Annotated in this window: 14 protein-coding genes; 8 read left to right on the top strand and 6 right to left on the bottom strand. The window is 40.9% G+C overall.

Annotation, left to right across the window (positions count from 1 at the left end):
• Positions 1-98: 98 nt before the first annotated feature.
• Both I2I04_RS00750 and I2I04_RS00745 read left to right on the top strand, forming a co-directional pair.
• Positions 99-1,034, top strand: a complete 936-nt coding sequence (locus tag I2I04_RS00750) for a tyrosine-type recombinase/integrase (RefSeq protein WP_195472138.1) — start codon at positions 99-101, stop codon at positions 1,032-1,034.
• 372 nt (positions 1,035-1,406) lie between these two features.
• The gene (locus I2I04_RS00745; protein WP_195654043.1) at positions 1,407-4,100 is read left to right on the top strand and encodes a PL29 family lyase N-terminal domain-containing protein; all 2,694 of its coding nucleotides are present in this window, start codon (positions 1,407-1,409) and stop codon (positions 4,098-4,100) included.
• 636 nt (positions 4,101-4,736) lie between these two features.
• Here the strand turns inward: I2I04_RS00745 and I2I04_RS00740 are convergent.
• Positions 4,737-5,501, bottom strand: coding sequence for a DeoR/GlpR family DNA-binding transcription regulator (locus I2I04_RS00740; protein ID WP_065537542.1), 765 nt, complete (start codon positions 5,499-5,501; stop codon positions 4,737-4,739).
• Positions 5,502-5,717: 216 nt separating this feature from the next.
• Between I2I04_RS00740 and I2I04_RS00735 the strand changes: the two genes are divergently transcribed.
• The 5 genes from I2I04_RS00735 to I2I04_RS00715 all read left to right on the top strand — a co-directional run bounded on the left by I2I04_RS00735 (position 5,718) and on the right by I2I04_RS00715 (position 11,802).
• Entirely contained in the window at positions 5,718-7,289 is a 1,572-nt protein-coding gene (locus I2I04_RS00735) for a glycerol-3-phosphate dehydrogenase/oxidase (protein WP_143256982.1), read from the top strand.
• Between the two features lie 41 nt (positions 7,290-7,330).
• Positions 7,331-8,236 (top strand): glycerophosphodiester phosphodiesterase family protein, encoded by a 906-nt coding sequence (locus tag I2I04_RS00730; RefSeq protein WP_195654042.1) that lies wholly within the window; start codon positions 7,331-7,333, stop codon positions 8,234-8,236.
• A gap of 83 nt (positions 8,237-8,319) precedes the next feature.
• Entirely contained in the window at positions 8,320-9,660 is a 1,341-nt protein-coding gene (locus I2I04_RS00725) for a sn-glycerol-1-phosphate dehydrogenase (RefSeq protein WP_195654143.1), read from the top strand.
• Between the two features lie 11 nt (positions 9,661-9,671).
• Entirely contained in the window at positions 9,672-10,949 is a 1,278-nt protein-coding gene (locus I2I04_RS00720; RefSeq protein WP_195654142.1) for an MFS transporter, read from the top strand.
• On the top strand, positions 10,936-11,802 hold the full coding sequence (locus I2I04_RS00715) for an HAD-IIA family hydrolase (RefSeq protein WP_370511853.1): 867 nt from the start codon (positions 10,936-10,938) through the stop codon (positions 11,800-11,802). Before I2I04_RS00720 ends, I2I04_RS00715 begins: the two co-directional genes overlap by 14 nt.
• 208 nt (positions 11,803-12,010) lie before the next feature.
• Here the strand turns inward: I2I04_RS00715 and I2I04_RS00710 are convergent, their stop codons facing one another.
• Together I2I04_RS00710 and I2I04_RS00705 are read right to left on the bottom strand one after the other, a co-directional pair.
• Entirely contained in the window at positions 12,011-12,256 is a 246-nt protein-coding gene (locus I2I04_RS00710) for a hypothetical protein (RefSeq protein WP_143256984.1), read from the bottom strand.
• 233 nt (positions 12,257-12,489) lie between these two features.
• Positions 12,490-14,796 carry an Sb-PDE family phosphodiesterase gene (locus I2I04_RS00705; RefSeq protein WP_195654041.1) on the bottom strand — a complete coding sequence of 769 codons (2,307 nt, stop codon included), beginning with the start codon at positions 14,794-14,796 and terminating at the stop codon, positions 12,490-12,492.
• Positions 14,797-15,033: 237 nt separating this feature from the next.
• Here I2I04_RS00705 and I2I04_RS00700 point away from each other — a divergent pair, with 237 nt between their 5' ends.
• Positions 15,034-16,125, top strand: a complete 1,092-nt coding sequence (locus I2I04_RS00700; RefSeq protein WP_195654040.1) for an SGNH/GDSL hydrolase family protein — start codon at positions 15,034-15,036, stop codon at positions 16,123-16,125.
• A gap of 75 nt (positions 16,126-16,200) precedes the next feature.
• On the opposite strand, the gene I2I04_RS00695 is transcribed toward I2I04_RS00700, so the two are convergent.
• From I2I04_RS00695 to I2I04_RS00685, 3 genes are read right to left on the bottom strand one after another with little or no spacing between them, the layout of a single operon-like run.
• Positions 16,201-18,504, bottom strand: a complete 2,304-nt coding sequence (locus I2I04_RS00695; protein WP_143256987.1) for a DUF5689 domain-containing protein — start codon at positions 18,502-18,504, stop codon at positions 16,201-16,203.
• A 45-nt stretch (positions 18,505-18,549) separates the two neighbouring features.
• Positions 18,550-19,248 (bottom strand): BACON domain-containing protein, encoded by a 699-nt coding sequence (locus I2I04_RS00690; protein WP_195471792.1) that lies wholly within the window; start codon positions 19,246-19,248, stop codon positions 18,550-18,552.
• Between the two features lie 38 nt (positions 19,249-19,286).
• Positions 19,287-20,126 carry an endonuclease/exonuclease/phosphatase family protein gene (locus I2I04_RS00685; RefSeq protein ID WP_185911598.1) on the bottom strand — a complete coding sequence of 280 codons (840 nt, stop codon included), beginning with the start codon at positions 20,124-20,126 and terminating at the stop codon, positions 19,287-19,289.
• Positions 20,127-20,131 lie beyond the last annotated feature (5 nt).

Raw genomic sequence — 20,131 nt, 5'->3', positions numbered from 1 at the left:
CAACATTGTTATTATTATTGTTATTTGTAACTTACAGGTTTGCTTGTTCTTAAAAATACCTGTATGTTTATTGTGTAATTAAATAAAGTAATAGTAACATGTTAAAAGTAGTAGCATTTATGAGGCAAGTGGCTAATGGGCTACAAATGGGGGGAAACTTTGGGACGGCTCACGTGTATCGTAGCAGTCTCAATGCCATTATTGTTTATTGTGGGAAAGGAGATTTCACTTTTGATAAAGTAACTCCGGGATGGCTGAAAGGTTTCGAAATACATCTTCGTAGCCGTGGTTGTAGTTGGAATACAGTTTCAACTTATTTGCGCACATTTCGTGCAGTCTATAATCGTGCGGTCGATCTTCAGAAAGCCCCTTATGTACCGAATTTGTTCCATTCGGTTTATACCGGTACTCGCGCTGATCGTAAGCGAGCTTTATGTGAGGAAGACATAAAAAAGGTATTTGCAAAATTACATTCATCGGTTGCAACTCCGGCTTTGCGATGTACACAAGAGTTATTTACTCTGATGTTTTTACTTCGTGGTTTGCCTTTTGTCGATCTCGCATATTTGCGTAAGAGTGATTTGCATGATAATGTGATTACTTATCGTAGGCGTAAGACAGGGCGTACCTTGTCGGTGACATTGACTCCGGAGGCAATGCTTTTGGTGAAGAAGCACATGAATTGTGACCCTTCTTCTCCATACCTTTTCTCATTGTTGAAAAGTCCTGAAGGAACAAAAGAGGCATATCGAGAGTATCAGTTAGCATTGCGCACATTTAACCGGCAATTAATGTTGTTGGGTGAATTGTTGGGACTGGGCGATAAATTGAGTTCATATACCGCCCGTCATACATGGGCCACAACAGCGTATTATTGTGAAATTCATCCGGGCATTATTTCCGAAGCGATGGGGCATTCATCCATTACAGTGACGGAGACTTATCTGAAACCTTTTCAGAATAAGAAAATAGATGAAGCAAACAAGCGGGTTATTGATTTTATCCGGTATTCGGTTCAGAATGCAATTTGTTGAAAATAAGCCTGTTACTTTGTAGGTAACGGGAATGAATACCGGTGCAAATATGAGCATATTTTTTAAAACAACCAAACGAAATCGCACATTTTTCCATTAAAGCACTCAAAAGAAGAACATAGACAGATAAAACACGTGGATTCTTTGTACTAGGGTATGTTAACCTCTAAATTTTGCATAAGATTTCCCTCCCCTCTACCTCTTTCTCAAAGTAGGGGTTAAAAAGTTTCATTGTATATTATATCATTTATAGTATTGACTACTCAAAAAGAGCAGGGACAAAGGTTTTCCCGTTACCTACAAAGTAACAGGTATGCTATTATTGAAACTTAGTGTTTAATAATATATTATTAATGTAATTTTTAAGTAGTTATGAAGAAAAAGTTTGTAAAAGTGATGCTCTTCGGGGCGCTGGCGCTTTCTACTATCAGCTACGTAGGATGCAAAGACTACGATGATGATATAGATGGTTTGCAACAGCAGGTCGACGCCAATAAGAGTAAAATTGAAGAGGTGGATGCTGCAATGAAAGCCGGTAAATTTATTGTCAGTTATACTCCTGTAGCAAATGGTTATGAGTTGTCTCTTTCTGACGGTTCTAAATTGACTATCACCAATGGTAAAGATGGAGAGAACGGACAGCCGGGACTAAATGGTGAAACGGTCATTCCTAAATTTAAAGTATCAAGTGACAACTATTGGCAGGTAAGTACTGATGATGGCAAAACCTATGAGTATGTTTTAGATGCAGATGGAAATAAGGTTAATGCTACTGGGAAGAAGGGAGAACAAGGTGAACCTGGCCAGCCTGGCGAACCAGGTCAGGATGCATCAGCTAACGTGTCTATTAATAAAGATGGGTATATCGTTATCGGTGATGTGGTAACAAGCTTGAAAACTGATACTCAAGTTCCTTCTATCGTTATAAATGAAGTGGATGGTTTGTACGTTATCACTCTTGACGGTAAAGAATATAAAATGTTGGCAGAAGGTTCTGCTTATAATGGGTTGCAAAGCATTATTTACAGAAGACAGGCAGCTGATGATCGGGAGGATTTTGTAAGATCAATTGGTTTGATGTCATCCGATGATCCTGATGCGGAATTATTGGCAACCAGTGCTTCTGTTGCTACTTTCAAGGTATGGCCTACTACGTTGGATCTGGGTAAAGCTGTATTTGCATTTACCGATACATACAAAACCAGAGCACTTGTTCCTACATTGAAATATGTAGAAGGTAGTGCAAAATGGGTGGATAACCGACAAGGTATCTTGAGTGTAAATATGATTTCCGAAAACATTGAAGTTGATAAACCTTACGCTTCTTCTTTGGATGTAACAATTAACGGTTATACAACAGCCTCTGATTACTTCAACTTCAAAGCTGAAAAATGGACTCCGGCTGATTTGAGTTTTGTGCATACAAAAGATGCAGTTAAAGTTCCTACTGATATTTTGGCTGATGCAACTACCGAATCCGATTTTTCATCTTATGTTGAATATACATTTGTTTATAACAAATCTTATAATCTGAATGATTCTGTAGCATTGGGACATGATGTGGAAGAGAATTTCATTTCAATGGCTGATTTAGGATTTAGTGGTATCACTGTTGAATTCAAACAAACAGCCGATAAGGCAAAAGGTATCTTTGAAATTAAAGACGGTGTTATTACAGCTAAATCTAGTGAGCAAGCTTCTGCTATCAATGAATTATGCTATGTGACAGCAACTTATAAGAATGAAAAAGGTACGAAAATCATTTCTTATGACTTTGCAGTGAAAGCTGTTCGCGAGCAGCAAGTGGCTCCGGCGTTGGTTGATATTGATGTAGAAACGAAAGATGCAGCTGCAGCTGATAAGTTGGCTAAATTGCAGTATAGCACAAGTGAACAAACTATTGACTTGAATGTGCGTGCATTCTTGAATTCACTGGGTGGACGTGACTATATGTCTGACAATGAAAACGTAGCTCCTGTTAAATATGGTTTGTATTACTTGACTAATGAAGATGGTAAGACTTATGCTAACAAGGTTGATGCCTATATTGAATTTACACCGGGTACAAGCACAGATTTGGATAATCTTAAATTGATATTCCCTGCCGGAACTGTTATCAATGGAGATCAGCAGTTGTATTCATTCGAAACATGGCCAGGTGGTGGAAACGCAAAATATGAAATTACAAATTCTGAAGAATATGCATGGCGTAAATCTACAACAACTCATCGCGTTAACGGCTCTAACAAACAGTATACTTTGAAATTGAAGGATCTTGTTAAGTGTGAACGTAAAGTGATCATCAAGCAAAATAGTGCATTTGTTGTGAATGGTAAGACAACTATTACCGGTGTATGGACTGAAGCTGATAAGTCATTCAGTATGACAGCTGATTTGACAGTTCTTTATGCTGCATATAATACAGATAACAGTACTTCTAGTGAAGTTATTGAATATTATCTGGCTCCGCAAGCAAAACAGTCTGATGCTGTTAAAGCTGTTTATAATCAGATAAGCATTGCTAATAATGTTATTACTGTGACTCCGGCTGTAGATGTGAAGACTTTAGGTGCCATCAAGATCGGAGCTAAAATACAAGGAACTGATATTGAAGCTACTATTCTTGATATAAATGGAAAAGAAGTGACTTATTGTGAACCTGTATTGCGTTCTCCGCTTGATGCTTTGTCTAACAAGTCTTCTATTGATTGGAATATAGATGGTGATCAGAATAAGACTATCAATGTAGGAACGAAAGCAGAAATCAAGATGTCTGACAAAGATATCAATGTAACTAAGAAGAATGTAGTTATTGAAAATGGAGTGGCAAAAGCTCCTTGGGCTGCAGCTTATGGCATTGATGCTGACGCTATTACTTATGCAATCGATGGATATAGTGCTACTGTAAATGATGGTACCTATACGATTAATCCGTCAACAGGTGTGATTACATGTAACAACACAGCGATTGTTCAGTCATTGGACATCTATGTGAAAGTAACTGTAAATCATAACTGGGGTACAGAAACTATTAATAGGATCACTGTGAAGGCTTCTTTGAAATAGTCCTATTTTAAATAAAAAGAAAGGGTAACTCTTTTCCTCTGTGTAGAGTTACCCTTTTATTGATAATATAATTGTCCGATATGGTGGTATCGGATATTATTTGTCGAATTATTCATCTTTGTGAAAAGATGGATATATTATTTCCCACTAAGGATTTTTGACATCCTTAAATTTATTAGATGAAAAAAGGTAAAGACTGCACTTGTGAAAGACCGGTCTAATAATAAACCTTTATTTCGAAGGGCGTTCCAATTTTCCCTTATTTCCCAGGAACGCCCTTTTTTTATTTCCTAAGAGTTATTCTGGGACCTTCAAATTGGAAGTTGTAATAGACTATTACAGACGTGGATTTTATAATGCCTTTTTCTTAAATTCATATCTTTGAGACGGAGCTTGCGGAATTTGCATAAAGAGCTGGCATCTATCACATCTTTTGTGATACTATGATACCAAGAACATCATAAATCCAATAATGTAAATTGGATTTATGATGTCATTTTTAGAGATAGAAACTTAAAGGGATCTTTTCAGTGCCCTCCGATTTCAAGTCCATCTTTTTTTTATGAAACCGTCTGAATAATTATAGTCTTTTGAATGTAACCTTTGACGGATAATTCTTTAGGTGATATAGTCATTTTAGACAATGATAAGCTCAATCCCCATTTCTTCAATCGCTTGAGCCATTGACTGGGAAATGCCGGAGTCTGTAATTATCACATCAATACAGTCTAAACTACAGATTTTACCGAATCCACGTCGCCCGAATTTGGAAGAATCTGCTAGGATAATGGTACGCAATGACGCCTCTATCATTTTCTTGTTTAGGACAGCTTCTTCAATATTAGAGTTTGTGATTCCGTACTCCAGATCGATACCGTCTACTCCTAAAAAGAGTTTTGAACAAGTGATTTGTTCAAAGAATAAAGAAGTGTAGTCGCCAATGACAGAAAAGGAATTCTTTCGTACGATTCCCCCGAGCTGGATTACTTCGATATTATTAATGGTATTTAATAATAAGGAGGTTTTCAGAGAAGCTGTAACTACGGTTAAGTGGTTGATGGGAGTGATATGCTCGGCAAACGTATGTACGGTAGAACCGGAAGCGATAATAATAGAATCGTTTTCTTCTATTAATTTAGCTGCGGCAGTAGCGATTCTTTTCTTTTCTTCTTTCCGAAGCTTTTCTTTTTCGTGCACATCAATATCTGATGTTAATGGGTTGACCGGACTTGCACTTCCATGAGTACGGTAGAGAAGTTTTTTTTCTTCCAGATGTTTTAAATCTTTTCGGATCGTTACAGGAGTAACTTCCAGTTCTTTAGCGATTTCGTTTACTTTGATGAAACCGTTTTTCGCTAAACTTTCAAGAATATACTTATGTCTTTCAGCAATACTTGTCATAATTCCCTGTTTTTATCACAAAGATAAACTAAATATTAATATGTGGCAAATAAAAAGATAAAAAGTTTCATTCTATGATATAGAGCTTCCGTTTTATATATAAAATGGTATTCTAACGAAAAATAATTTGCTTTTTATATTGGATGATATTTCTTTTTGTGTATTTTTGCAGTGCTGATTTATAAATAAAGAAAGAAAACGAAATATTTATAAGGAATGAAACGAAGTGATTTGCTTGAGAGGATGCTCAATTGGGAATGTGAATGTGATATCTTGGTGATCGGTGGTGGAGCTACCGGATTAGGGGCTGCAGTGGACGCAGCCTCCAGGGGGTACAGAGTTATTCTATTGGAACAGCATGATTTTGCTAAGGGTACTTCTTGTCGCAGTACGAAGCTGGTACATGGAGGAGTTCGGTATCTGGCTCAGGGAGATGTCTCTATGGTAGTTGAAGCATTACATGAACGTGGGCGTATGAGGCTCAATGCTCCTCATCTAGTGAAAGATATGCGTTTTATAATAGGCAATTACCGCTGGTGGGAAAAGCCTTTTTATGCGGTGGGGCTGACTTGTTATGATTTACTGGCCGGACGCAAAGCATTGGGGCGTTCGTTACCGATGTTAAAACGTTCTGTATTAAAAGAAATACCTTCTTTAAAGCATGAAGGATTGAGAGGTGGAGTGGTATATCATGACGGACAGTTTGATGATTCGCGCATGGCTATAACGCTGGCACTGACTGCTATTGATAAAGGTGGAGTGTGCTTGAATTATATAAAGGTGAATTGTTTGCTGAAAGATACCTCCGGAAAAATAAATGGGGTGCATGCTGTCGATACGCTTGACGGGAAAGAATATCAGATAAAATCGAAAGTAGTAGTGAATGCTACCGGAGTCTTTGTGGACGATGTGATGAAGATGGATGAATGTGATACCCGGAGGAAAGTACGTCCCAGTCAGGGAGTGCATTTGGTAGTTGATAGTAAATTCTTGGGTGGCCACTCGGCACTAATGATACCTAAAACAAAAGATGGACGCGTCCTTTTTGGAGTGCCCTGGCATGGAAAGGTGGTGCTTGGCACAACGGATACCCCTCTGAATGAGGCTTCTTTGGAACCGAGAGCATTGGAAGAAGAGGTTGATTTCATTTTAGATCAGGCCGGGCAGTATCTCGAACGGAAACCGACCCGTGCCGATGTGCTTTCGGTTTTTGCCGGTTTGCGCCCTTTGGCTGCGCCAACGCATGCTGATTCGAAGAAAACGAAAGAGATTTCACGGAATCATAAAATCTATCGTTCGAAATCGGGGCTTTTGACAATTACCGGAGGGAAGTGGACTACTTATCGTGCAATGGCTGAAGATGTCATCAATCAGGCCATCGTAATAGGAGGGTTGTCTCCTGCGGAATGTGTGACGAAGAATTTGAGGGTTCATGGATATACAAAAGAGCAATTTGATGAGAATGACTGGAATTATGTGTATGGCAGCGACGCGGACAAAATACAAAAGATGATAGAAAAAGAGCCTTCTTTTGCTGAAAAGTTGTATGAAGGTTATACTTTTACAGCGGCTCATGTTGTGTGGGCGGCTCGTGAGGAGTTTGCGCAGAATATAGAAGATGTGTTGGCCCGTCGGGTGAGGATGTTATTTCTGGATGCCCGTGCTGCTCTTAAAATAGCTCCGAAAGTGGCATCGGTATTAGCGACGGAACTGGGAAAGGACAAAACTTGGGAGCAGGCGCAGATAGCTGACTTTAGCCGATTGGCAAGAGGGTATATCTTGAATTAAAAGAAAAAAATACTTTAATTGTTGTTTGTAAATAAATGCTTATGAAAAGTTGTATGGTTTTGCGGAGAGGGCTCGTGGCCTCATTGATGTTTCTTCTGTTGGCAGGGATACAGTCTGTGTCGGCGCAGGAAAAACTACATCTGTTAAAGTTTGACGGTGTCACACAATTGAGAGACTTCTTTAAATATGTGGAAAATGGCTCAATCATTGTAAGCGGGCATCGTGGTGGATACGAAGATGGGTATTCGGAAAATTGCATCGAAGGTTTGGAAAATGTGCTGAAGCAAATGCCGGCTTTCTTCGAAATCGATCCTCGTCTGACAAAAGATAGCGTGATTGTATTGATGCATGACGCTACTTTGGATCGTACAACAACAGGAACGGGAAAAGTTTGCGATCATACCTGGAAAGAGTTGCAGAAGCTTCGTTTGAAAGACCATTCGGGAAAAGTGACCAACTGCAAGATTCCTACTTTGGAAGAAGTAATCAAATGGAGCAGAGGTAAAACGATTATAAACCTTGATAAGAAAGATGTGCCGATGGCTATGATTGCGGCTTTGATCAAAAAGCACAAGGCGGAGGGACATGTGATGCTGACTGTGCATACCGGTGCTCAAGCCAGATATTATTATGACCGTTTTCCGACGATTATGATGTCCGCTTTCGCCCGTAATATGAAAGAATTTGAGGACTTGTCGATATCAGGTGTGCCATGGGAAAATATGATCGCTTATGTAGGGCATAGTATGACACCCGAAAATAAGAAAATCGTTGAAATGCTGCATGCTCGTGGCGTGCGTTGTATGATTAGCGTGGCGCCTACGCACGACAAATTGCCTTTGAAAGAAGAACGGGCTTTAAAATATAAAGAAGAGATAGATAAGAAACCGGATATTATAGAATCTGATATACCGACAGAAGTATGGACAGTTTTGCAATCTCGATAGATTGTTGCCCTGATATGGTGCAACGTCTGTTTACTATCGTAAAGGAAAATCCGGTTAGTGAACTAACAATTAATACTGTGAAAATGTCAAAAGTGGAACAAGCATTGAAAGCTGCGAATGAGACACGTGCTCTTCGCGTAGGAAATGGAATATTAAATGAAGTAGCCGGACTGTTTAAGGAACAGTTTGCAGGAAGAAAGGCTGTAGTGGTAGCTGACGTAATTACCTATCGTGTTGCTGGCGAAAGAGTAGAGAAAGAGTTGCGTAATGCGAATATAGAATTATTACCATCTTTTATTTTTACTGATTCCGACCTGTATGCGGAATATTCGTATGTTGACCGGCTGGTTGAATCGTTGAAAGTGCATGACGCTATTCCGGTAGCTGTCGGCTCCGGTACGATTAATGATTTAACGAAGTTAGCTTCTCATCTTGTCGGAAGAAGATATATGTGTGTGGCTACTGCCGCTTCCATGGATGGATATACTGCATTCGGCGCTTCCATTACTGCAAATGGCGCTAAACAGACTTTTAGCTGTCCGGCACCGCAAGCTGTATTGGCTGATATTGAAATAATAAAGAAAGCTCCCAGGGCGATGACGGCATCAGGATATGCTGACTTGTTTGCAAAAGTGACGGCTGGTGCCGATTGGATTCTGGCCGATTGGATGGGCATAGAAGATATTGATGAAAAGGCGTGGTCGATTGTGCAGGATGGATTGCATGATGCGCTTTCGAATCCTGAAGGTGCGGTGGCTGGAGACGAAAAAGCGGTGTCGCAACTTATTGAAGGATTGATGCTGGGAGGTTTTGCCATGCAATGGTCTAAATCGAGTCGTCCGGCTTCGGGGGCGGAACATCAGTTCAGCCATCTTTGGAATATGGAACATCATTTAAATCAGGGTGAGCATGTTTCTCATGGCTTTCAGGTGAGTATAGGTATGTTGGCTATAACGGCATTTTATGAACAAGTGTTGAACACTCCATTAGAGAAACTGGACGTGGAAGCGTGTTGTGCGGCATGGCCTGAACCGGAAATAGCCGATAAGGTAGCTCTTGATATGTTTGTCGGTACTGATTTTCCTACTATTGGTCTGCAGGAGACGAAAGCGAAATATGTGACACGGGAGCAATTGGCTGTTCAATTGCGGCAGTTGAAAGAATACTGGCCTGAAATTCGTGAACGTTTGTCCAAGCAGTTGATTCCTTACAAAGAAGTGAAACAATCCCTGCGGCAGGTAGGCGCTCCTGTAGAACCGGAACAAATCGGTATTACACGGAAACGCCTGCGTGAAACGTTTGTTCGTGCACAATTTATTCGCCGTCGTTTTACTGTCCTCGATTTAGCTGTACGGACAGGATATATGGAACAGTGGCTGGATGGATTGTTTGGTAAAGGTAAAATATGGGAAATAACAGATTAATCATGACAGGAATGGAACTACAAGGAATGGCGCCCGAAGTGGCAAAGAAATTTAAATACTGGCAGACGCGGACGATAATAGCAAGTATGATAGGCTATGCTCTATTCTATTTTGTTCGTAAAAACTTGAGTATTGCAATGCCTGCCATGCAGGATGATTTGGGAATAACCAAGGGTGACTTGGGATTATTTCTGACCTTACACGGATTGCTGTACGGAGTTTCCAAGTTTGCCAACGGCTTTGTTGGCGACCGGGTGAATGCCCGCTATTTTATGGTGACAGGTTTAGTGCTCTCTGCAGCATGTAATATTTGGTTTGGGTTTAGTTCTGCTGTGGTGATGTTTGGCATCGTGTGGATGTTGAACGGATGGTTTCAGGGAATGGGATTTCCCCCTTGTGCCCGTTTATTGACGCATTGGATACCTCCTACGCAGTTGGCTACAAAGATGTCGGTGTGGAACACCTCACATTCTGTAGGCGCAGGTTTAGTGGTGATTGTTTGTGGATATATTGTCAGTCTCGGATGGCGCTGGTGTTTCTGGTTCCCTTCTATTATAGCCTTGGTTGGTGCGGCCGGTATGTGGTTTGCTTTGCGCGATACGCCTCGCTCGGTAGGTCTCCCGGAACTGAACTCAAAAACGGGTGTAGAAGAAAAAGAAGATACTTCTGCCGAATTTAAGCAATTTGTGCGTAAGAATGTCTTTGGAAATCCGGCGATTTGGATACTGGCTATTGCCAACTTTTTTGTGTATATCGTGCGCTATGCTGTACTTGACTGGGGACCGACTCTTTTGGGAGAGTGGAAGGGAGTTTCTATTCATCATGCAGGTTGGATGGTGGCAGCCTTTGAAATATCCGGAATTGTAGGTATGCTGGTAGCCGGTTGGGCAACCGATCGTTTCTTTGGCGGACGTGGTCCACGCGTTTGTGTGATTTGCATGGCACTGGCTACGGTGTTTGTTGCTTTATTCTGGGGAATATCCCAACCTCCCATGTGGCTTGCTACGCTTTTATTGGGAGCGGCAGGATTCTGTATTTATGGTCCGCAAGCTTTGGTAGGTATTGCTGCGGCTAATATAGCCACAAAGAAAGCAGCCGCTACGGCAGTCGGATTCACGGGATTGTTCGGATATGCCAGTACGTTGGTCTCCGGTTGGGGATTAGGATTGTTGGCTCAACATTATGGTTGGAATATTGCAGTGGGTGCATTAATCCTGATTGCTATAATGGGAACTTTGATATTTATGGCCGCATGGTCGGCAAAAGCAAATGGGTATGATAATGATTAATGAGGTAGAACATAAATTGAATGCGGAACTTATGGATCGTATTCGTCGGATCAAGCATATTGCTTTGGATATGGACGGAACGATTTATAACGGAAACACGTTATTTCCTTTTACGATTGCTTTCCTGGATAAAATGAAAGAATTGGGAATTGGTTATTCGTTTCTGACGAATAATCCTTCCAAAAGCACGAATGATTATCTTCGACACCTATCCGGCATGGGGATTAAAGCAGTGAAAGATGAATTTTATACATCGGCTCAAGCGACCATAGATTATATACGTGTATATCATCCGGAGTGTAAACGGCTTTTCTTGTTGGGCACTCCCAGCATGATAAAAGAATTTGAGGAAGCCGGATTCGAGTCTACTGATGACAATGCTGATGATGAACCGGATGCAGTGGTTGTCAGTTTTGATATGTCGCTTGTTTACTCGCGCTTATGTCGTGCTGCGTGGTGGATTAATCAGAAGAAGCTCTATATTGCTACTAATCCGGATCGTGTGTGTCCTACGGATAAACCTTTAGTGTTAGTGGATTGTGGCTCTATTTGTTCCAGTTTGGAGTATGCTACGGGGCGGGAACCGGATGTTGTGATTGGAAAACCCGATCCGCGAATGTTGAACGGAATAATGGAACGGCATAACTTGCAGCCTGATCAGGTAGCTATGGTGGGTGATCGTATTTATACCGACATATTAATGGCGCAGAAAGCAAATGCTTTGGGAGTGCTGGTACTTTCCGGCGAAACAACGTATGAGACAGCTATTGCTGTTCATCCTAATCCGGACTTGATTTTACGTGATCTGGCAGCATTCCAGCAAATGATTTTGTTGGCTCATGAAATAGATTAGATTGGTGCATGAAAATGCAATAGTATATTTATTTTTAGTGTTTTTGATAGGTATGATGTTACGGACAGTTCTACTGTCCGTAACATTTTTTTGTCAGAAATGATCTTGGTTTCTATTGGTGCAGTCATGAGTACATCAATTAAAAACTCCTCCCTGAATCCAATTTGATTGAAACGATATCACTGTATTACCCTATAGTGAATCTTATTCATTCCCGGTGCGGTTTTGAACTAATTGTGCCGAAAATAACCAAAGCCCCAATAAAGTTTGGTTCTCCTCCTTCACATCCTTCACGGATGGTAATCGTCTGTTTGATAGGTGTTTGCTGTGAACAAATAAAGAAAAGTCTTTTCTTCACGCCCTTCACGCCTTCACAATCCCCACAGTTTGCACTTTCATAGCCCGTAACCTTTGCATCGGCATTGTCAATCTTAGCAAATTGAACAGCTTGCATCTAGGAAGCCGACTAGAGTTGTCCACCTAGTCGACTATTGTTGTCTAATCAGCCGACTATAGTCATCCAGGTAGACAACTATAGTCGGCGATTAATAAATAGAAATAAAGTATATGATAAGACGGTAGTTTATCAGTAATAAGAAGGCTGATTCTTAATATTGGTAATGAATAAAATATATTCATAACTGTGCAGAAAGGAATCAAGCAAATGAATCTTGTTAGTGAGTTAAATCATTTACTCTTATAATGGGTTGCGCAATTCAGGCCATAAAATTGCCATCTTTTGAATTGGTATTGAAGCCTGTCTAAATAGTCTTCCCAATTTTTGTGCTCTGGGCTACTCCAGCCTATTTCGGCAACAGCATTGGCACGGGGGTATGCCATGTATTCCACTTGTTCTGGAGTTTTTATGTATTCTGTCCATACATTGGCTTGTACTCCTTTTATATGTTTTGCTTCTTGCTCCGTCAATTCCTTGGGAATCGGGTTATATCCGTATGTCCATTCAAGTGCGCAGATTCGTCCGTTTGCTAAAGGAGATATATCCATACTTGCCTGGTAGTGGTCAAGATATACATAAGTGTTAGGAGTCATGATGACCGGATGCCCTGATTTTGCCGCGGTAATTCCTCCGGCAACACCTCTCCATGACATCAACGCTGCATTAGGGGCTATTCCGCCTTCTAATATTTCATCCCAGCCAATCAGCTTTTTCCCATTCTTATTCAAGAATTTTTCAACTCTTCTGATGACATAGCTCTGAAGTTCATGTTCGTCTTTCAATTTTAGTTCTTTTATTTTCGATTGGCATTTCGGGCAGGACTTCCAACGTGTTTTCGGGCATTCGTCTCCTCCTATATGTACATATTCTCCGGGAAATAACTTGAATACCTCCAGCAGAACATCTTCAATGAAAGGATAGATGTTTTCATTGCCGGCACAAAGTACATCGTCGTAGATTCCCCATCTTGTACCTACCTCATAAGGTCCTCCCGTACATCCTAATTCGGGATAAGTAGCCAGTGCGGCGAGCATGTGTCCCGGGAGATCAACTTCGGGAATGATGGTAATATAACGTTCTTTGGCATACGCCACTATCTCTTTGATTTCTTCTTGTGTATAAAATCCTCCATAGGGCGTCCCGTCGTATTTTCCCGGAATTGTGGCAGAATATCGGTTGATGATTGTTTCTTTGCGCACGGAACCGGTTTCGGTCAGCTTCGGATGCTTCTTGATTTCTATCCTCCATCCTTGATCTTCTGTCAGATGCCAATGAAAGCGGTTCATTTTCTGCATAGACATTAAATCAATGTATTTTTTGATAAAAGAAATAGGATATAAATGTCGGCCTACGTCTAAGTGTAATCCCCGGTATTCAAATTGTGGTATATCTGTAATGTTCGCTGCGGGGATACTCCATTCGTTTGTGTATGCTGTTGTGTTGGAATAGATTTCCGGTGGCAGCAGTTGCAATAAAGACTGTATGGCATAGAAGAATCCGGCTTCTTTGTCAGCCAGCACCTGTATCTGTTCGGGAGAAATATTGATTTTATAGCCTTCATTTCCTAATGTAGGATCGTTGGCGCGGTTGAAAATCAAATAGTTATCGGATAGATTTTTTGTGTTATTCTGTATCTTTAGAGACAATTGTGCTATCCGTGTCAATCTGTCCGTCAGGAATCGTAAAGGCGCTTCGGCATTTTTATCTTTTAGTATAATGCGGGTTTCTTTAGTAAAGATGAATTTGCCTTGCTTCTTTTCGAGAGAGCGTGGGGCAGGGATGATGTTATATATGTTTTGAGATTCTGTTCCTACCATATAATTCATACCACGAAGGCGGAAAGCATACTCCAGTGGTTTTTTCTCTGTATTGAACGCATTTTCGATGCTTGCACACAATGTGTATTGAGGAGATTTGATATCGTCACCATTCAAAAACAAAGTAGTTTGGCTCATTGGAGACAGAGTCATTTCATTTTGTTCCGGTTTTAAATTATCGCATTGAGTTATATGAATGTGATAAGGGATACTGCTTTTGTTGGTGATGTCAACTACCATGCGGGTATTATTATTGATAAGACGGGTGCGTATATCCAAAGAGGAACTTATTAACTTCTTTAGCCATCTTTCTTCACCGGAAATTGTATCGTTCAATAGTTCTACAAAGCAGTGGTCTAACAAAGCATTGCGGAGGTATCCGTCACTTCTTTCACGTGCAAACACTAGAGTTGTTTTGTTTTTATCTTTTATATTATCTAATATTGTTTGACATTTTGACATCGTATATTTGCTGACAGCTACCATTCCTTTGTTTGTTGCATAGCTCGCCAGTTCTTTGTTGTTGATGAAAATACCGTTTAATCCTTTCTTGAAGGCTCCGTCTATTGCATCTTTGCTTTCGACGGGAGAACTCAAATCGCATTTTAACAATACGAAGTCAAATAATTCCGGAGTAGATAAACTTTCTTCTTTGTTTTGTGAAAATGTAGTAAATGTGGTGAAAAGGCAACACATTATACATAATAGTTTCTTGCTCATACAGGAGTCGTTTTTAAAGGGTTATATAGATTTAATACTTAATTAGGCTTTTACTTCGTTTTCTTTAGTAGCTTATTTGAAGCAAAGATAAATATAAAAGGTTGTAAAACGAAACTAATTAAGAGATATTTTCTTTTTTAATTGCTTTTTCTTGTTGTTTGCTTTTGAATGTTATACTTTTGTGTTTCCTTTGTTTCTCTGTTCGCTTTTTTATTATTAATACTAACTCTTGAAATTATGATTCAAAAGAAACTAATTGTAAGTGTGTTTTTTCTCGTTTGCTGCGTTGTTACTGTAATGGGACAGAGTTTGAAATATTATAATGCAGATGATTTTCCGCTTATAGGTAAGATGTCTGACGATACGGAAGGGCGTTATGCCCGTTTACCTCTTTCCTGTAAGGGGAAAAGTGAAAAGTGGGTATGGATATTGGGACAGGATACGCCCGGACTGGCTGTACGCTTTGCGACCAATTCAACAACGATTGCTGCCAAATGGAGGGTGAAAAGAAATAATAATATGTCGCATATGGCCATGGTGGGTGTAAAAGGACTTGATCTTTATGTATTAAAAAGTGGCAAATGGCGTTATGTGCGTTGTGCTCGTCCAAAAGGTAAAGAGAATGAGGGAATAATCATTTCTGATATGAAAAGTGAAATGAATGAATATATGCTTTACCTGCCTCTTTATGATGGTATTGAAACACTTGAAATAGGAATAGAAGAAAAGGCTGTGATTCGCCAACCGCAAGTGGAATCGCCCGTGACAGAACGCCCTGTTATCTGTTATGGAACAAGTATTACTCAAGGCGGTTGTGCAACGCGTCCGGGGATGGCGTATACAAACATCCTTTCTCGTATGTTAAATAGGGAAGTTGTGAATTTGGGTTTTAGCGGATATGGGCATTTGGAATATGAAATAGCAGAGCTGATGACACATCGAAATCCTTCAGTTATTGTGATGGATTTTATTCCCAATGTTAGTGCTTCCATGTTGAATGAGCGTATTGAACGATTTATGAGTATTATTGAAGATAAAATACCGGGAGTACAGATTTTGTTTATAGAACATGTTCCTTTTCCATTGGCAGAGTTTAATCTGAAAAAAGGGGAGTGGGTTGAAGAAAGTAATGAGGCATTACGAAAAGCATTTCGGGAGTTGGAGAAGAAAGGTTATCAGAATCTTCACTATTTAAAATCGGAACATTTATTGGGCGAGGATGGAGAGAGTACGGTTGATGGCGAGCATTTTACAGATTTAGGATTTGATAGGTTTGCAAAAGGAATTTATCCGGTGGTGAAAAAGCTTATAAGGCATGCGGAAAGATAAGAGGAAAGCCTCTTCGGCTACCGTTAAGGTAGAAGAAGAGGCTTCTTTTTAATAAATCCGGACTGGGGGTATGCCCTATTTATTATAACGAATAGCAAAATAATTCATAGCACTGGTTGCATTACCTTTTACCGAAATTGTAGCTCCCTTATCAATCCAGGAGGCGCCGTTACTGGCTTTGTTGTTCTCGGGCATTAAACGGATGTACACATTCTCTTTGCCTAGCAAAGTTAATGGCAACTCCACATCAATAGCCTTATAACCTGGGCATTGAGATAGCAACGTGTTAGCCCATACTACCATGTCAGGTACGGTATAGGAGGTAATATAATGCCAGTCGGCTTCATTGTCCATATCACCGGTCAATGACCATTCGGCTTTCCAAAAGCGAGGTTTTCCCACTTGGTTACCGACATTATTGCTGACGCTAAGCTGCATGGAGAGATGATTGGTTGTGATGTTTTTGGTCGAGAAGTTTACAATCCAGGCATAACCACGATTGTTCTCTTCATCCCACCAATAGGGGTTCGACCAAGCCAGCCAAGCATTGCCGCTTGTATTGCCTTTTCCGTCGGTGTTGGTATCTTGGTAATTCTTCTGATAGTCTGTTCCATCTTCAAGAATAATACCAAACCCGTTTACATTGCCTCTATTGTCTCCAAAAGGACCTGTTGCGCTATTACCTACAGGACCAAGATATGTGTAATCACTACTACCATTTCCACGCAAACCGTTACCGATCTGATGTTTGGTATAAGTGTGACGGAAGCGCCCTCCATCTCCATAGGTAGAAGGGAAAGAACCATCTTCTTTGATGATGCCATTGGTGTTGATATAACGGAATTCAGTAATCAAGCCTGAAAAACTGTTTTTGAAATCATCTGCCATCTTAAAGTCGGATCTCGACATGTGACGAATCTGATAACGACCGATGTCGCCGGCTTTCTCTTCATCAATCAATCCGTTTGCTGCTTCCAGATATTCGAAACGGGTGAAAAGTTCATGTACGATAACACCGGACATATTGCCTGAGCCATAAGGCAAACGAGTACCGTCACGGCGATAGAGGCAAGTGGTATTGGTGTAGATATACATACTGTTACCATTGATGTCACGCATCAATGTGGCGTATTTGGCACAACGATGAGCACCACCGGCGTTGGCATAGCCTTCGTTGATCGGAACCAGGCTGCCTTTGCGGACAGGCAGTTCACAATCTTTCAGTGTGACATAAGTATAGATGTCCTCGTCCGTCAGATCTCTCATATATTTTTCTTTTACGGGCAAATCCGACGCAGTACCTTCGGTGGACGACATGACCATAGAAGCTGTTACTCCGGAAATCGTGTAACGTTCGGGATCTTCTTGCAAGATTACCTTGGTTCCTTTTAATAGGATCTGAACTTTGCTGTAACGTGAGAATGTATTGTCGTCCGCTGTGGGAGTTTCAATACAAAATCCGTAACGTCCGTCAAGGCTCTCGATATAAGCGGTCTTCTGTGCGATAGTATAGTCAATTGAATTTTGAGTCGTCTGTATGTTATCGCCTACATTGCCAGAGTTGCGGTCGCTTACTACATATCCGGTAATATAAATATCATCAGTCACCTTCGTACCGTCCGTTTCACCCAAATTGCGAACATCTATAAACGAAACCTCAACGCCCAATTCGTCCTTTGCATTTGCTTGCATTAGGAAAAGTTGTTGTTTGTTTTCGACTTCCCAACCGTCAATGTAAACCAAGTTAACGGTAGCCGTACGTACTGCGCGTTCGTCGGGATTCGGATCGGTCTGGATGACAAGAAAACCATTCTCATAAGTGATATCCCTGACCCAACCATCCTCTTTGTCGGGCACTGTCATAGCAGCTTCGTCACCTGTGTAATCTACACTGATATTGAGATCTTTTATGTCGACATTCATGTCGAGCTCTGCTCTAACTTCGCCTCCATAACCATGTACGGTCATATTAGGCTTAGCTAATTTAAATGTCGGGGTTTTCACGCCTTTCTGTTTCAGGTAGATCGTATCTGAAAGGTTTGCACTAGTGGCAGTCAGGCAGATTTTCGCCATACGCGGGAAGCCGTCGTTAAAATCATACTCTACATGGAGCGTACCGTCTCCCGAAAGATTTCTTTCGGCTACTGCTACCCATTCACCGCTATTATCTTCAAGCGCAATGTTATAATTCTGGTTCGAATAGACTTTAATGGCCAAGTCACCAGCATCAGAAGAGAGCGTATAGGTCTTTCCGTCGGCTCCAAATTCTTCAAAGTTGGCTTCATCTCCATTGTCCAATTCGCAGGCGGACAATGAAAGCATGAAAGCTCCTAAAAAAGTGACCAGTTGTATTGGTCTGTATTTAATAAATTGTTTCATATTAGAGTCATTGTATTTAACTGATAAACACTAATTTTTTTATTTTCATTCCTTTCCCAGTTGGGTAATCGTAGTGCTGGTTGTCACTGTTTTCTGTCCACCATTAATTGTATTGGCTGGGATGGAAATTGCTAAACGCACTTGGGCGCTACGGGGCTCATAAGTAGGATTGGCAGCCAGTTTAATATGAAGTTTTTCGCTATCATAGGACACTTCTTCAATCCAATTTTCTTCGGGGTTGCCGGAGCTATACGTTACGAGATATCCGATGCGGTAGAGGTCGTACTTTAGATTAGTGTCGAGCTCCAAATCGAGTATAGTGGTGGAAGCTGGCGTTTCTACTGTCTGTTCATTGATGATGAGGCGAGCGTCACTTGACGAAATTTCGCCGCTCTGTACCAATGTTATTGTATCACGAAGATGCTCTTCGGTTTCAAAAGCCAGTTGCACTTTACGGTTCACGCCATAGTTGGCAGCGTATGAGAATATGATTTCGCTGTTCTCCTTGCCGGAGAGGCGGTCGATAGAAGCCCAGTCTACTTTCTCCACGAAATGAGCATTCCAGTTCTTCGTGGCATACACTAAGATGTGGGTGGTTCCTGTGCCCGAAGATAAAATCAGATTCTTCTGTGTGAAGGCCAGTGGAAGTTCCCATTCAAAATCTTTTTCACAGCTTGTAAGTATGAAGCTGAATGTCGAGATTATCAGTAGGAGTGGATGATATAAGTATTTTCTTCGTATCATAATTGTAAATTGTTTCATTATTTATAGTAACAGTCCTATCATTTTTCCCAAGTCATATAGACCGGACGATGGTCAGAGTATTTCTTGGTAAAGTCGTCGATGATAAAGTTCCCTCCGGTGAAAGCGGACTTCAAGTCAGGCGAAATATAGATGAAGTCAATACGTGCCCCGAAATTTTTCTCCGAAAAGTTTTTATCGAGACGTGCCGAATCAATAAAACCGAAATCAAGAATACGCTGATGCACCGAGTAGTCGATTTCTCCATTTACGAGATTCTTTAATGCAGGGCGCTTTTCCTCTTCTTTGCGAAGACGGTCGGCCAGGCGTCCGTCGGCATATTTTCCGGCATCGACAGGGGATACGGAATTGAAGTCACCCATGATGAGCCATTTTTCGAATGGTCCATTTTGGCGGATGGTTTCGAGAATGAGATCAATGTCAAGCTGGCGGCTCTCATAACGGTGCGGACTAAGGTGTAGCGAAATAATGTGATAGCCATTTATCGTACCCATTACGAATCCATGCCACATGTTGTTCTCCACCTTCATGATGTTCACGATAGGATATTTAGATGTTATGGCAGTAGGAAATCCTTTCTCTTTCTGCAACACTGCATAAGGGTGCCCATAGGAGGCAGCTAATGCTTCAAGTGATTTTTGCGTAAATTTATTGGCTTCCTGCAGACATACGATGTCGGGATCCTGGTTGCGCATCCATGTAGAGAATATGGTCTTTCCTGCGGTGGTATCGGCACGCATACCATATTCTATGTTGTAAGATATGATTTTCATGGCCTGTTTTCCTCGTTTGTCTTTGGCAAACCCAGGCAAAGCCATCATCAATGCAAATAGTGTTATTCCTAACCAATTTAGTTTCATATGAT

Source organism: Bacteroides sp. 1001136B_160425_E2, assembly GCF_015559655.1.
GTDB classification, from domain to species: domain Bacteria; phylum Bacteroidota; class Bacteroidia; order Bacteroidales; family Bacteroidaceae; genus Bacteroides; species Bacteroides luhongzhouii.
This window is presented reverse-complemented; position numbering and strand designations above follow the sequence as displayed.